Source organism: Streptomyces sp. NPDC034111, assembly GCF_055575375.1.
On sequence record NZ_JBVIST010000006.1, the window covers coordinates 238,840 to 251,836 of the forward strand.

13 protein-coding genes are annotated in these 12,997 nt (G+C 69.4%); 7 read left to right on the forward strand and 6 right to left on the reverse strand.

What is annotated here, in order from left to right; all coding sequences use genetic code 11:
* Positions 1–106: 106 nt before the first annotated feature.
* Positions 107–2,062: a globin domain-containing protein gene (locus ACZ55A_RS17540; RefSeq protein WP_468840613.1), complete on the forward strand. Its 1,956-nt coding sequence runs from the start codon at positions 107–109 to the stop codon at positions 2,060–2,062.
* 49 nt (positions 2,063–2,111) lie between these two features.
* Positions 2,112–3,011 (forward strand): pyridoxamine 5'-phosphate oxidase family protein, encoded by a 900-nt coding sequence (locus ACZ55A_RS17545; protein ID WP_468840615.1) that lies wholly within the window; start codon positions 2,112–2,114, stop codon positions 3,009–3,011.
* Positions 3,012–3,064: 53 nt separating this feature from the next.
* Here ACZ55A_RS17545 and ACZ55A_RS17550 read toward each other — a convergent pair whose 3' ends face one another.
* From ACZ55A_RS17550 to ACZ55A_RS17570, 5 genes are all read right to left on the reverse strand, one after another.
* Positions 3,065–3,544, reverse strand: a complete 480-nt coding sequence (locus ACZ55A_RS17550) for an NUDIX domain-containing protein (RefSeq protein ID WP_468840617.1) — start codon at positions 3,542–3,544, stop codon at positions 3,065–3,067.
* 48 nt (positions 3,545–3,592) lie between these two features.
* On the reverse strand, positions 3,593–4,489 hold the full coding sequence (locus ACZ55A_RS17555) for a LysR family transcriptional regulator (protein WP_468840619.1): 897 nt from the start codon (positions 4,487–4,489) through the stop codon (positions 3,593–3,595).
* 238 nt (positions 4,490–4,727) lie between these two features.
* On the reverse strand, positions 4,728–5,876 hold the full coding sequence (locus ACZ55A_RS17560) for a cystathionine gamma-lyase (RefSeq protein ID WP_468840621.1): 1,149 nt from the start codon (positions 5,874–5,876) through the stop codon (positions 4,728–4,730).
* Positions 5,873–6,415 carry a low molecular weight protein-tyrosine-phosphatase gene (locus ACZ55A_RS17565; RefSeq protein ID WP_468840877.1) on the reverse strand — a complete coding sequence of 181 codons (543 nt, stop codon included), beginning with the start codon at positions 6,413–6,415 and terminating at the stop codon, positions 5,873–5,875. The genes ACZ55A_RS17560 and ACZ55A_RS17565 overlap by 4 nt, the downstream gene beginning before the upstream one ends.
* Positions 6,416–6,475: 60 nt before the next feature.
* The gene (locus ACZ55A_RS17570; protein WP_468840623.1) at positions 6,476–6,853 is read right to left on the reverse strand and encodes a phage holin family protein; all 378 of its coding nucleotides are present in this window, start codon (positions 6,851–6,853) and stop codon (positions 6,476–6,478) included.
* Positions 6,854–6,902: 49 nt separating this feature from the next.
* On the opposite strand from ACZ55A_RS17570, the gene ACZ55A_RS17575 reads away from it, so the two are divergent.
* From ACZ55A_RS17575 to ACZ55A_RS17590, 4 genes are all read left to right on the forward strand, one after another.
* The gene (locus tag ACZ55A_RS17575) at positions 6,903–7,220 is read left to right on the forward strand and encodes a cupin domain-containing protein (protein WP_468840625.1); all 318 of its coding nucleotides are present in this window, start codon (positions 6,903–6,905) and stop codon (positions 7,218–7,220) included.
* 230 nt (positions 7,221–7,450) lie between these two features.
* Positions 7,451–7,675, forward strand: a complete 225-nt coding sequence (locus ACZ55A_RS17580) for a DUF5326 family protein (RefSeq protein ID WP_468840627.1) — start codon at positions 7,451–7,453, stop codon at positions 7,673–7,675.
* Between the two features lie 459 nt (positions 7,676–8,134).
* A complete protein-coding gene (locus tag ACZ55A_RS17585; protein WP_468840629.1) occupies positions 8,135–8,905 on the forward strand; it encodes an IclR family transcriptional regulator in 771 nt (256 codons plus the stop codon).
* A gap of 104 nt (positions 8,906–9,009) precedes the next feature.
* On the forward strand, positions 9,010–9,432 hold the full coding sequence (locus ACZ55A_RS17590) for an SsgA family sporulation/cell division regulator (RefSeq protein WP_468840631.1): 423 nt from the start codon (positions 9,010–9,012) through the stop codon (positions 9,430–9,432).
* A gap of 33 nt (positions 9,433–9,465) precedes the next feature.
* Here ACZ55A_RS17590 and ACZ55A_RS17595 read toward each other — a convergent pair whose 3' ends face one another.
* Positions 9,466–10,851: a YibE/F family protein gene (locus ACZ55A_RS17595; RefSeq protein ID WP_468840633.1), complete on the reverse strand. Its 1,386-nt coding sequence runs from the start codon at positions 10,849–10,851 to the stop codon at positions 9,466–9,468.
* Between the two features lie 198 nt (positions 10,852–11,049).
* Here ACZ55A_RS17595 and thiC point away from each other — a divergent pair, with 198 nt between their 5' ends.
* Positions 11,050–12,834, forward strand: a complete 1,785-nt coding sequence (thiC, locus tag ACZ55A_RS17600; RefSeq protein WP_468840635.1) for a phosphomethylpyrimidine synthase ThiC — start codon at positions 11,050–11,052, stop codon at positions 12,832–12,834.
* The last annotated feature ends 163 nt before the right edge of the window (positions 12,835–12,997 follow it).

A 12,997-nucleotide genomic window follows, 5' to 3' on the forward strand; every position in this document is an offset into this window, starting at 1 on the left:
TCGCTTGAGTCGATTAAGAATTCCGGGGCAGGGCGGGGGAATTCCGGGCGCTTCCGATCGACGGAAGTGCGAAGTCAACCGAAAGACGTTCGAGGCGAGGCAGACCATGGACGCTCCGACCACCGCGTCGGCCGATAACGGCTCTTCCGGCGGCAGCAGTGGCGATTGGGGTTGGTTCACTCCGCCGGCGAAGAAGTCCTCCGAAGAACAGAGCGAGCGGCAAAACGTTCAGGACCGGCAGGACCAGGACGGCGGGGCCGAACCGAACGGCCGGCGTGCCGGCCATGGCCGCGGTGACCACGGAGACTTCAACGAGCGGAACGAACAGGACGAGTGGAGCCAAGGGGACGGATGGGGTGAGCACGGAGAACAGGGACGGATACCCAGCCGGCCGGTCAATCCGATCCGGCCGGTAGGCACCGCCGCCGCGCGCGAGCGCGAGGCCCCACCGCAGGCTCCCCCGCCTCCGTACGGCACGGACCGTCACCGCGCCGCCCCCGAGCCCGGCCCCGGTCCCGCCCCCGCCGCTGCCTACACCGAGCAGTCCGCCGCGGCCTCCGGATACGCCGCCCCCTCCTCCCCGTACGCCCCCTCCTCCCCGTACGCCCCCTCTTCCCCGTACGGCCCCTCCTCCCCGTACACCCCACCGCGCCGCGAGGCCGAGCCGCCCGCCCGTGACCGTGAGCCCGCCCCCCCGCTCGGATGGGAGCACAACCCGTTCCGGGAGAGCGAGCCCGAGCCCGTCCACGAAGCGGCACGCGCGGCCGAAGCCTCCACGGAGACCGCCACGGAACCGGCCACGGAACCGGCCGCCCAGGATGCGGCCTCCCCGTTCCTCCCTCCCCACCAGCGTCCCGCCGCCCCCGCGCCGGAGCCCACCCTCGACGCTCTGCAAGCCTCGGCCTCTTCCGCCACACCCGCCTCGCCCGATGCGGTTCTCATCCGTCGCACCATGGCCGAGATCGAGCCGGTGGCCGACAAGGTCACCTCGTACTTCTATGCGCTGCTGTTCGTCCAGCATCCGGATCTGCGGGCTCTCTTCCCCGCCTCGATGGACACCCAGCGCGACCGGCTGTTCAAGGCGCTGCTCACCGCTGCCCAGCACGTCGACGACTCCGAGGTACTCGCCGCGTACCTCTCGAACCTCGGCCGCGGGCACCGCAAGTACGGCACTCAGCCCGACCACTACCCCGCGGTCGGCGAATGCCTGCTCAGCGCGCTGGGCCGCTATGCGACGTCCAGTTGGGGGCCGGAGACCGAGGCCGCCTGGGTGCGTGCCTACACCGCGATCTCGCAGATCATGATCGACGCGGCCGCCGAGGACGAGGCCGTCGCGCCGGCCTGGTGGCAGGCCGAGGTCGTCTCGCACGAGCTGCGGACCCCCGATATCGCGGTGGTGACGGTCCGCCCCGACCAGCCCTATCCGTTCCTCGCCGGCCAGTACACCAGCGTGGAGACCCCCTGGTGGCCGCGGGTCTGGCGGCACTACTCGTTCGCCTCGGCGCCGCGCTCCGACGGGCTGCTCTCGTTCCATGTCAAGGCGGTCCCGGCCGGCTGGGTCTCCAACGCCATGGTGCACCGCGCCCGCCCCGGCGACGTGATCCGGCTCGGTGCGCCGGGCGGCTCGATGACCGTCGACCACACCACCCGCAACGGCCTGCTGTGCGTCGGCGGCGGTACCGGTATCGCGCCCATCAAGGCGCTGATCGAGGACGTCGCGGAACACGGCATCCGGCGCCCCGTCGAGGTCTTCTACGGCGCCCGCACCGACCACGACCTCTATGACCTCGACACCATGCTTCAGATGGAGCAGACCCACCCGTGGCTCTCCGTACGCCCGGTCGTCGCCAGCGGGCCGGCGGTCCGCGGCGGGACCAGCAGCGAAACCGGGCAACTTCCGGACGCAGTACGGCAATACGGACCGTTCCGGGAGTACGACGCCTATCTTTCCGGGCCGCCCGGGTTGATCCGCAGCGGCGTGGACGCTTTGGTGGGGGTTGGCATCCCGACCGACCGCATACGGCACGACTCCATAGAAGAGCTGGTCGCGGCAGGAGATTGAGGCCTTGACGGCACACGGCGACCACGGACCGACAGGGGAGGGGTGGGGCATGCCCCGGCAGGAGCGTCCAGGGAGCGACGGCGAGCACTTGGTGCAGCAGCGACTCGGGACGACCGAGCGCGCCGACCGGTTCTACGACGAACAGGTGCTGGATCATCTCAACGCCCGTATGCAGGAGTTCGTGGCCCGGCAGGAGATGTTCTTCCTGTCCACCGCCGACCGGCACGGGGAGTGCGATGCAACGTTCCGTGCCGGTCCGCCCGGGTTTGTCCAGGTACTCGATGCGCGGACGCTGGCGTACCCGGAATACCGTGGCAACGGTGTCATGGCGTCCGTCGGCAATCTCTCGGAGAACCCGCGGCTGGGCATGCTGCTGATCGACTTCACCCGCGACCGCATCGGGCTGCACGTCAACGGGCGGGCGCGGGTCGTGATGGACGAGGAGATGCGGGCGCAGTACCCCGATCTGCCGGTCGACCCGGTGCCCGGCCGGCGGGCCCAGTTGTGGGTGACGGTCGAGGTCGAGGAGGCGTATATCCACTGCGCCAAGCACATTCCGCATCTACAGAAAGTCCCGGCGCAGCAGCGCGGCGCGCGGGCTTGGGGCACGGACGACGTCAAGCGCAAGGGCGGGGACTTCTTCGGCGCGGCGGCCGAGGCGGGCGAGCGGCCGCCGTTCCGCCGCGCGGAGCGCAAGAACGAGCACCTTCGGGGCGGCCTGCACGAGGACATGGCCGAGGCGGAGGACGAAGCACACCCCGGTGAGCCCCAGGGATCCGGTCCGGTGCACGGCGACCGGCCGCGCCTCTCCGACCGGGAGGACTCTGTGGAGGAGCTGAACGCGGAGTTCCTCGACCGGGTCGAGCGGGTGCTGGCGCGCGCCCAGCCGCGCCGGCCCGCGGACGACGAGGCCGCATTCCGCGGCTGGTTCGACCGGCGCGAGGCCTGATCCGCTCTGCCGCGGCGGACGGCGCTGCGATCCGGCCGGTTCGCGGCGTCCGCTCAGCCCAGATCGGGCGCATGCATCGCCCGTACGCCCTCGATGTTGCCGTCCAGATAGTGCCGCAGGGACAGCGGTACGACCTCGACGGAGGCGATGCCGACGCGGGTGAAGGGCACCCGCACGATCTCGTACTCTCCGCAGGGTTCCTCGACCTCGGGGCCGTGCCGGCGGGAGAGATCCATCGAGTCGAGCCGGCAGACGAAGAAGTGCTGTACCTTCACGCCGTCCACCCCGACGTCGCTGAAGTGCTCGACGGTGTCGACGAAGACCGGCACCACGTCCTTGATCTTCGCACCCAGCTCTTCGTCCAGCTCACGGTGGAGGGCCTCGATGACGGTGGTGTCCTCGGGCTCGACCCCGCCACCAGGGGTGATCCAGTACGGGGCTCGGCCCGGCTTGGTGCGCTTGATCAGCACGAGCTCCTCGCCGTCGAGCAGAATCGCGCGGGCGGTGCGTTTCACGACTGGCCGTACGGTCATAGTCGACAGATGCCGCAACCACAGCCTGGTGAAACCCCTGTCCCATCGTCACCAGTCGACGGCGGAGCGCAGCAGCCACTCATGCGCCCGCGCGATATGCGGCAGCCCGAGCGTTCCGGTCCGTACGGCGAGGAAGAAGGTGCGCAGCGGGGGCACGGGCGGGTCGAGCAGGGCGACGACCTCGCCGCAGTCCAGGGCCTCGGTACACAGGTAGCGGGGCAGTACGGCGAGCCCGGCGCCGGCGGTGACACAGGCCAGTACCGCCCGGAGGTCGGCCGCGATCACGGCGGCCGAGGCCGCGGGTTTGGCGTCGAAGACCGCGGACCAGTAGCGGGTGATCAGCGGCAGGGTCTCATGGACCTCGACGAGCGGCACGGCGTCCAGCACGCGGACGCCCCCGGCATGCAGGACTGCCGGACCGCCCAACTGGGCCGCCCAGCGCGGCGCGGCGATCAGCACATGCTCCTCGTCGCACAGGGGGGTGGCGGTGAGCAGCCCGCCGCGCGGCCGGGTGGTGGTGACGGTCAGATCATGGTGGCCGGCGGCCAGGCCGGTCAGCAGCTCGTCGGCGGAGCCGAAGGCGGTGCGCAGCGACAGACCCTGGGCTATCAGCGGGGTCAGTGCGGGCAGCGCACGCTCGGCAAGGAACTCCGGGGGCCCGGCGAGGTGGAGGGTGCGGGTGACGGAGTCCCGGTCCAGGCCGGCCTCGGTGATCTCGGTGAGCGCGTCCAGATGCGGCGCGACTTTGTGGGCGAGTTCATCGCCGATGGTGGTGGCGGTGACGCCACGGGCGTAGCGGAGGAAGAGCGGGCGGCCCAACTGGCGTTCCAGCGCCCGGATCTGGCTGGTCACCGCGGGCTGGGAGAGGCCGAGTAACGCGGCGGCACGGGTGAAGGAGCCGGCTCGGTGCACCGTGACGAAGGTGCGCAGCAGAGCCAGATCCATCGCGTACCTCCTGCGCCGCTCGAAAGCCTGGTCGCGGGTCAACTATAAATTTGTCGATAGGGCTGTGTCGCTAGCGTGATTGGACACTGACGCTCAGTCAACTAGCCTTGTTTGAGCGGTTCGTTTCACGTGAAACATGGGGTCTCGCGTGAAACACGTGGGCTCGAGCCACGTAGGACCGCGGCCGGCAGGGTGACGAGGGGGGATACCCTGCCGGCCAGTTGTCCGTTCAGTCCGGTCAGTCCGTTCGGTCCGCTGTGGTCCGGTCCGCGGCCGCATCCAGCGCCCGGAGGACGTCCGCAACCAGATCCTCCGGCTCCTCGACGCCCACCGAGAAACGGATGAAGCCCTCGGACACGGCGTCCCCGCCCCAGCGGGCCCGCCGCTCGGCGCTGGACCGTACGCCACCGAAGCTCGTCGCATCGTCGACCAAGGTCAGCGCGGACAGAAACCGCTCCGCATACGCCTTGTCGGGCAGTGCGAAGGACACCACGGAGCCGAAACGGCCCGGCCGCATCTGGCGGGCGGCGAGCTCATGGGACGGATCGGACGGCAGGCCGGGGTGGCGCAGGCCGGTGACCTCGGGGCGGTCGGCCAGCGCCGTGGCGAGCGCCAGCGCACCGGCCGACTGCTGGCGGACGCGCAGCGCGAGGGTCGCGAGCGAGCGATGCGCCAGCCAGCTCTCCATGGGGCCCGGGATCGCGCCCACGGTCTTGCGCCACAGCCGCACGGAGTCCGCCAGCGCCGCATCGTGGGTACTGACGTACCCCAGCAGCACATCGCCATGTCCGGTCAGCGCCTTGGTACCGCTGGCGACCGAGAAGTCCGCGCCGAGTTCGAGCGGGCGTTGTCCGAGCGGGGTGGCAAGGGTGTTGTCGACGGCGACCACGGCGCCGCAGCGGTGTGCCGCGTCGGCCAGCCGGCGGATGTCGCAGACGTCGAGGCCGGGGTTGGAGGGGGTCTCGATCCACAGCAGCCGGGCGCCGTCCAGCACACCGAGCTGGGCATTGTGTGCGGTCGGCGCCGTACGGACCTCGATGCCGTAGCCCTCCAGACGGGTGCGGACCGCCGGCAGCAGCTGGTAGCCGTCGCTCGGCAGCACCACCGCATCGCCTGAGCGCAGCTGGGAGAAGAGGACCGCGCTGATCGCCGCCATACCGGAGGCGAAGGCGACGGTGTGGACGCTCTCTTCCGGCGCCTCGAGCTCGCCGATGGCCTGTTCCAGCCGGGTCCAGGTCGGGTTGGCGTCCCGGCCGTAGGTGTACGGGCCGACGGCATCGCCGGGGAGGTGGAAGTGCGCCGCGAAGACCGGGCCGGGGAGCGCAGGCTCGTAGGCCTCCGCCTCCGGGAGCCCGGCTCGTACGACGCGGGTGCCGTCGCCCGTCATGCGCTCTCCTTGGCCTGCGGCGGTCGCGGGACCGCCGCTCGGCCGCGGTCGTCGTCGTGGCCGGGCATACGGGCCGGGATCACGGTGCGGGCCGTGAGCGCGGCCCGCACCGCCGTCAGCAGGCCCTCGCTCGCGGTCTCGACCATCTCCAGGCACTCCTCGAAGCCCGCGAAATCGCCGTAGTAGGGATCGGGGACGTCCAGGTCGTACGCCTCCGCGTCCGCCGCGCCCGCGGTACCCGCCGTGTACGAGCGCAGCAGGCGAACCTTGGCGGCGTCCTGCGCGGTGGGGGCCAGCCGGCGCAGGGCACGCAGATGGCCCGAGTCGAGGGCGATGACCAAGTCGAGCCGGTCGAACCAGGACACACGGAACTGCCGGGCGGTATGGGCGGATTCATACCCGCCCGCGCGCAGCACGGCGACCGTGCGCGGGTCGGCGCCATCGCCCTCGTGCCAGCCGCCGGTGCCCGCGCTGTCCACCTCGACCAGGCCGTCGAGCCCGTCCTCCGCGAGGCGAGCGCGGAAGACGGACTCCGCCATCGGCGACCGGCAGATGTTGCCGGTACAGACGAAGCAGATACGGAAGGGGACGGTCACCGGTCAGTCCTTGTCGGGAAGGATCACATGCATCGCCCAGGAGACGATCGAGATGATCACGCCGCCGAGCAGCGCCGCCCAGAAGCCGTCCACATGGAAGGAGAGGTCGGCCTTGCCGGCGAGCCAGGAGGTCAGCAGCAGCATCAGTGCGTTCACGACCAGTGTGATCAGGCCGAGGGTGAGGATGAACAGGGGGAGGGAGAGCAGCTTTACGACGGGCTTGACGATGAAGTTGACCAATCCGAAGATCAGCGCGACGAGGATCAGCGTCAATATCTTGCGGCCGGTGTTCTCGCCGGTCAGCGTGATGTCCTTGAGCAGCCAGATGGCCACGGCAAGCGCCGCGGCGTTGGCGATCGTCTTGACCAGAAAATGCTTCATGGTGAGATCGTCGCAGACGAGTCTGAAACATCAGAGGGGTGCGAACGGCATGAAGGCCTTCAGGCTGGATGAACTCGAGGCGGAGCGGGCCGCGAACGACGGCGCGTATCTCCAGTTCATCAGGGAGCGCAACATGTCGGTCGGGCTGTACGCGCTGGACGCCGGGAGCACCGATCCGCAGCAGCCGCACTCCCAGGACGAGGTGTACTTCGTGGTCAGCGGCCGGGGAGCGATCACTGTCGGCACGGAGACGGAGCCGGTGGCGCGCGGAAGCGTGGTCTATGTGCCGGCCGGGATGCCGCACAAGTTCCATCACATCAGCGAGGACCTCAGGGTGATGGTGGTCTTCTCTCCTCCTGAGAGCTAAGGGTCGGGGCCCGGAACCCGTAGGGGAAGGGTCAGGGGAGGGCCGGGGCTGCGAGGCCCCCACGGCCGTGTCCGGCGCCCTAGCATCGTGAGTGATGGGAGAGCCGGAGGTGGCGCGGCGGCAGCGGCGCGCGGATGGTGCCCATGGCTCAACAGTGAGCGCAGTGGACAGATAGCGCGGTACGGACAACAGGTACAGACAGCGCGACCTACAGAAAGCAGGGCAGAGCAGTGGCTGGTAAGGGGATACTCGCAGGGCTTCCGTGGTGGGTCACCTGGGTGGTGATTCCCGTCATCCTGATCGTGGTCTTCGGCGGATTGATCACTGCCGCGCTGGGCATTCTGGTCGGCCTGCTGTTCAAGGTCCTGATCGCAGCGGCGCTCATCGCCGGTGTCGTCTACCTCGTGCGCAGGGTCGGCGGCTCGTCGTCGTCCTCATCGAAGAGCGACTGGTAAGCCACCTCCCCCCTCCTGCCCACGCGCCTATGCGGACGCCCAGCCACCTACCGGGCGGACGCCGCCCACTCATCGGCAGGCACCGCCCAACTCCACGCCGCTCGCGGCTGCTTCAGCCCGATGCCGGCCCCGGCGGTCCCCCACGCCGGGGCCGGACACCGCGCCGGACAGCGCTCGCCGGACCGCGCCGGACAGCCGTCCGGCTTCGCCTACGCACGTCCGACGGATGCGCCAGGCGGGTTAACTCCCCAGACTTTCTGCTTACTGCGGGGAACGGCAGGGCTAGAGTGCGGGCGCAGGCGTCTTCCGGATGGTGAGGTTCCGGAAAACACCGGGGTGAGGCGAGGCCGGGCCGGGCGTCCTCGCGGTGCCCGGGAGACGCGCGCGGGCGCGGGAGTGGTCCCGTGGCCGGGGCCCGTGCCTCATGGCGAGCGGACCTCTGGGGGGTTGGCGTTGGCAATGGTGAACGGCGAATCCGTCTCTCATCCCACCTTGATCGGATCGGTGCAGCGAGCGCTGCGGCTGCTGGAGGCGGTGGGGGCGCACGCGGACGGAGCGCCCGCCAAGCAGCTTGCCAGGGAAACCGGACTGCCCCTGGCGACCACCTACCACCTGCTGCGGACCCTGACGCACGAGGGTTATCTGGAGCGCGAGAACGGCGTCTTCGTCTTCGGAGCCGCCGCCCAGGCCATCGGGCGGGCCGGTGCCAGGTGCCGGCAACGGGTCCAGATCTCCGAAGCGCTGGCCGTCGTGGGACGGGAGCTGGCCGCCGCCGTCTACTTCGCCGTCTACCGCGAGGGTGAGGTGGAGGTGGTCGCGGTGACGGACGATCCGGAGCGGCCGCCCGTGGAGGAGTGGGTCGACTTCCGTACCACCGCTCACGCACATGCGATCGGTCAGTGCCTGCTCGCACAGCTCGACGAACCATCGAGGAAGGAGCATCTGTCGAGGTACCCCCTGCAATCGGTGACCCCCTTTTCCATGCGGTCCGAGGACGTTCTGCTGCACCGCCTGGATACCGTGCGTCGCGGCCAGGTCGCCTATGAACGCCAGGAATATGCCCTGGGCACGGTGTGCTCGGCCATCCCCATCCAGGTCGGGGCGGCCGCTGCGGCGCTGGCCGTATCGCTTCCCGCCGGGGAACTGCACCGATTGCGGTCCGTCACGGATCGACTACGGAAAATGGCGGAGGCGACACTAACGACACTCGCCTTCTCTATCAGTATCTGAAAACTCACTCCTTGTGATCTGCCTGCGCCTGGCAGACGATGGCGTCCATAGGGCTAGGGGGGATGTTTCCCGGCCATCTCCGATCAAGTGCGGGGCAGTGGTTGATGACCGACACAGTTCAGGCAGAAGTGATCATGAGCTTCGTCGTTTCGGAGGAGCTCGCATTCCGGATCCCGGTGGAGCTGGACTTCGACCGCGGCGATCCGTATGCCGTCCGTCTCACCTTCGATCTGCCCGGTGATGCGCCGGTGACCTGGGCGTTCAGCCGTGAGTTGCTGCTGGACGGGCTGAGCAGGCCGTCCGGTGAGGGCGATGTACGGATCGAGCCGGCCTCCTCCGCGCACCTCAGCGATGTCCTCATCAGCCTTCAAGTGGGCGCCGAACGCGCCCTGTTCCGGGTGAGCGCGGCGCCGTTGGTCGCCTTCCTGGACCGTACGGACCGGCTCGTACCGCTCGGCAAGGAAGAGGTCTGCGACACGCTGGAGGCCGTACTGGACCGGATCCTCACCGAGGCACCGGCCGGCTGACCCCGGCCCCCGGCCCGGCCCCCGGCGCACCGGTCAGCGCTTGCGCCGCCTGCCGTGGCCGCCGCGCCGCCCGGACCGGTCGCCGGTCGGGCCCGTGCCCGACGCTTCCGGCGCCCCCGGTGTGCCCTGTGTGACGTGGCTCTTGCGGTCGGCCGAGACGACCAGCGCCGCGAGCAGCGTCGTCAGCGGTACCGCCGCGACCAGTCCGATGCTGCCGACCAGCGTGCGGATGATCTCCTCGGCGACCACCTCACTCGTGGCGACCGTACCGACGCTGCTCTGTGCGATCGAGAACAGCAGGAGCAACGGTAGTGCGGCGCCCGCATACGCCAGGACAAGGGTGTTGACGACGGACGCGATGTGGTCCCGCCCGATCCGCATCGCCGCGCCGTACAACTTGCGCCAACCGGCCGTGGGATCCGCCTCCCTGAGCTCCCAGACCGCGGCGGTCTGGGTCACCGTCACATCGTCGAGCACACCCAGCGACCCGATGATGATCCCCGCCAGCAGCAGACCGTGGATCTCGATGTCCGGGTACAGGCCGTGCACCAGCGAGGTCGTGTCGTCCGTATTGCCGGTGAGCAGCGCCCAGTTGATGAAAACCGACCCGAGCAGCGCGATCAGCACCAGTGAGGCGAGCGTGCCGAGCACCGCCACCGACGTACGGGCGGTCAGCCCGTGGCACATATACAGCGCGATCAGCATGATCGCGCTGCCCCCGACCACCGCCACCAGCAGCGGATTGGAGCCCTGGAGGATCGCCGGGAGGATGAACAGCGTCAGCACGATGAAGCTGGCTGCCAGTGCCACCAGTGCGAGCACTCCGCGCAGTCGGCCGACGAGCACGACCGCGAAGGCAAAGATCGCGGCCAGCACCCACATGGGGAACGACCGGTCGACATCGCTGACCGAGTACTGCAACTCCTTCGGCGCCTTGGGGGAGTACGCCACCACCACGTCCTGCCCGGCCGTGTAGCGGCGCAGGGCGTCCGGCGTGACCACCGTCTGGAAGGTGCGTCCGGCGTTGTCCCCCGTAGTGACCTTGATCGTTGCCTGCTGGCAGGACTTGCCCTTGGCTGCTCCCCCGGGCGGCTGCTGACCCGTCGGCGACGGCGGCTGGGGCTGGGGCTGGGCATGGACGTCCGCGCAGTTCACCTCCGCCACCTTGATCACACGTGCCTTCTCCGTGGGCTGGTCGAAGCCGACGCCGGACGGCTTGTGAGGCGGCGCGCCGCCTGGCCAGAGCACGACCAGACCGACCGCGACCGCGGCCGCGAAGGGGATCAGCACCGCCGCGATGACCCGGCGGATGTGCCGGGAGGCGGGCGCGGCGGGGCCGTGACTGTGGGTGTGGGCGTGAGGTGTGGAGTGGTGGTGGGGCTCGTGAGAGGTCACCCCCAGATCATTGCAAGAACTCATGGGGCCCCCTGTTCACTCCGCCGCATCGGCCGCTACCGTGGTGGGACCTTTGCAATCGCGGGAGCTCGGAGCACCGGGCTGAGAGGGCGCTGACCTTCGTCCCAGCGACGTTTCACGTGAAACGTCGGCGGACGGAAGCCGCTGCGTCGACCGCCGAACCTGTTACCGGGTAATGCCGGCGTAGGGAGTTGGGTCTCCATGACTCTGCAGGATGCACGCACGCCCGAAAACGAAAACGGTGCCGGCGCGAGCGGTGAGCCGCAGATCGGCTGGCACAAGGGCTATGTCTCCGGATCGCGTCCGGACCTTCAGGTCCCGGTCCGGCGGGTGCACCTCACCAACGGCAAGCACGTGACGCTCTACGACACGTCAGGGCCGTACACCGACCCCAATATCGACACCGATGTCCGCCGTGGGCTTGCCCCACTGCGGGAGAACTGGATCATCGCCCGCGGCGACACCGAGGAGTACGCGGGCCGCCCGATGCGTCCCGAGGACGACGGCCTCAAGCACACCTCGCCGCGCGGTGGTCTCAAGAACCTCGACGCGGTCTTCCCGGGCCGTCCGCGCCAGCCGCGCCGCGGCCGTGACGGCGCCGCGGTCACCCAGCTCGCCTATGCACGGCGCGGTGAGATCACCGCGGAGATGGAGTACGTCGCGCTCCGCGAGAACGTCACTCCCGAGTTCGTACGCGACGAGATCGCGGCCGGACGCGCGGTGCTGCCGGCCAACATCAACCACCCGGAGATCGAGCCGATGATCATCGGCAAGAACTTCCTGGTGAAGGTGAACGCCAACATCGGTAACTCGGCGGTCACTTCCTCCATCGAGGAGGAGGTCGAGAAGATGACCTGGGCGACCCGCTGGGGCGCCGACACGGTCATGGACCTCTCCACCGGCCGCAACATCCACACCACTCGTGAGTGGGTGCTGCGCAACTCCCCCGTCCCGATCGGCACCGTCCCCCTCTACCAGGCGCTGGAGAAGGTCGACGGCAAGGCCGAGGAGCTGACCTGGGAGATCTACAAGGACACCGTCATCGAGCAGGCCGAACAGGGCGTCGACTACATGACGGTGCACGCCGGGGTGCTGCTCCGCTATGTCCCGCTGACCGCCCGCCGAAAGACCGGCATCGTCTCCCGCGGCGGCTCGATCATGGCGGCCTGGTGCCTGGCGCACCACAAGGAGTCGTTCCTCTACACGCACTTCGAGGAGCTCTGCGAGATCCTCGCCTCCTACGACGTCACCTACTCGCTCGGTGACGGTCTGCGCCCCGGTTCCATCGCGGACGCCAACGACGAGGCGCAGTTCGCCGAGTTGAAGACGCTCGGCGAGCTGAACACCATCGCCAAGCGGCACGGCGTACAGACCATGATCGAGGGCCCGGGCCATGTCCCGATGCACAAGATCAAGGAGAACATCGACCTCCAGCAGGAGATCTGCGAAGAGGCCCCCTTCTACACGCTCGGCCCGCTGACCACCGACATCGCGCCCGCCTACGACCACATCACCTCCGGTATCGGCGCGGCGATGATCGCCTGGTGGGGCACCGCGATGCTCTGCTACGTCACGCCCAAGGAGCACCTGGGCCTGCCGGACCGCGACGACGTCAAGACCGGCGTCATCACGTACAAGATCGCGGCCCATGCGGCGGACCTGGCCAAGGGCCACCCGGGCGCCCAGGAATGGGACGATGCGCTCTCCGACGCCCGCTTCGAATTCCGCTGGGAGGACCAGTTCAACCTGGCCCTCGACCCGGACACGGCACGCGCCTTCCACGACGAGACGCTGCCCGCGGAGCCGGCGAAGACGGCCCACTTCTGCTCGATGTGCGGCCCGAAGTTCTGCTCGATGAAGATCAGCCAGGACATCCGCCGCGAGCACGGCGGTGATCTGGCGATCGACCCCGAGGCCGGAATGGCGGAGAAGTCGAGGGAGTTCGCGGCGGCGGGGAACCGGGTGTACCTGCCGTTGGCGGACTGACCGGCCGGCTGTGTGGTGGGGGCCCGTCCTGTGCCTCCACCACACACTGCCGCACGCGCTTTGTCACCGTCTTCGGGGCCGCATCAGCCGACTTCGCGCGCCCGGTTGATCACTACGATGTGAACCACCTGGCTCCCCCAGCGTGACAGCCGATACGGAGTCT

Excerpts from the sequence above, each read along its gene's own strand:
- ACZ55A_RS17540 (WP_468840613.1), top strand. The coding sequence starts at position 107 with ATGGACGCTCCGACCACCGCGTCGGCCGATAACGGCTCTTCCGGCGGC.
- ACZ55A_RS17545 (WP_468840615.1), top strand. The coding sequence starts at position 2,112 with ATGCCCCGGCAGGAGCGTCCAGGGAGCGACGGCGAGCACTTGGTGCAG.
- ACZ55A_RS17550 (WP_468840617.1), bottom strand. The coding sequence starts at position 3,544 with ATGACCGTACGGCCAGTCGTGAAACGCACCGCCCGCGCGATTCTGCTC.
- ACZ55A_RS17555 (WP_468840619.1), bottom strand. The coding sequence starts at position 4,489 with ATGGATCTGGCTCTGCTGCGCACCTTCGTCACGGTGCACCGAGCCGGC.
- ACZ55A_RS17560 (WP_468840621.1), bottom strand. The coding sequence starts at position 5,876 with ATGACGGGCGACGGCACCCGCGTCGTACGAGCCGGGCTCCCGGAGGCG.
- ACZ55A_RS17565 (WP_468840877.1), bottom strand. The coding sequence starts at position 6,415 with ATGGCGGAGTCCGTCTTCCGCGCTCGCCTCGCGGAGGACGGGCTCGAC.
- ACZ55A_RS17570 (WP_468840623.1), bottom strand. The coding sequence starts at position 6,853 with ATGAAGCATTTTCTGGTCAAGACGATCGCCAACGCCGCGGCGCTTGCC.
- ACZ55A_RS17575 (WP_468840625.1), top strand. The coding sequence starts at position 6,903 with ATGAAGGCCTTCAGGCTGGATGAACTCGAGGCGGAGCGGGCCGCGAAC.
- ACZ55A_RS17585 (WP_468840629.1), top strand. The coding sequence starts at position 8,135 with ATGGTGAACGGCGAATCCGTCTCTCATCCCACCTTGATCGGATCGGTG.
- ACZ55A_RS17590 (WP_468840631.1), top strand. The coding sequence starts at position 9,010 with ATGACCGACACAGTTCAGGCAGAAGTGATCATGAGCTTCGTCGTTTCG.
- ACZ55A_RS17595 (WP_468840633.1), bottom strand. The coding sequence starts at position 10,851 with ATGAGTTCTTGCAATGATCTGGGGGTGACCTCTCACGAGCCCCACCAC.
- thiC (WP_468840635.1), top strand. The coding sequence starts at position 11,050 with ATGACTCTGCAGGATGCACGCACGCCCGAAAACGAAAACGGTGCCGGC.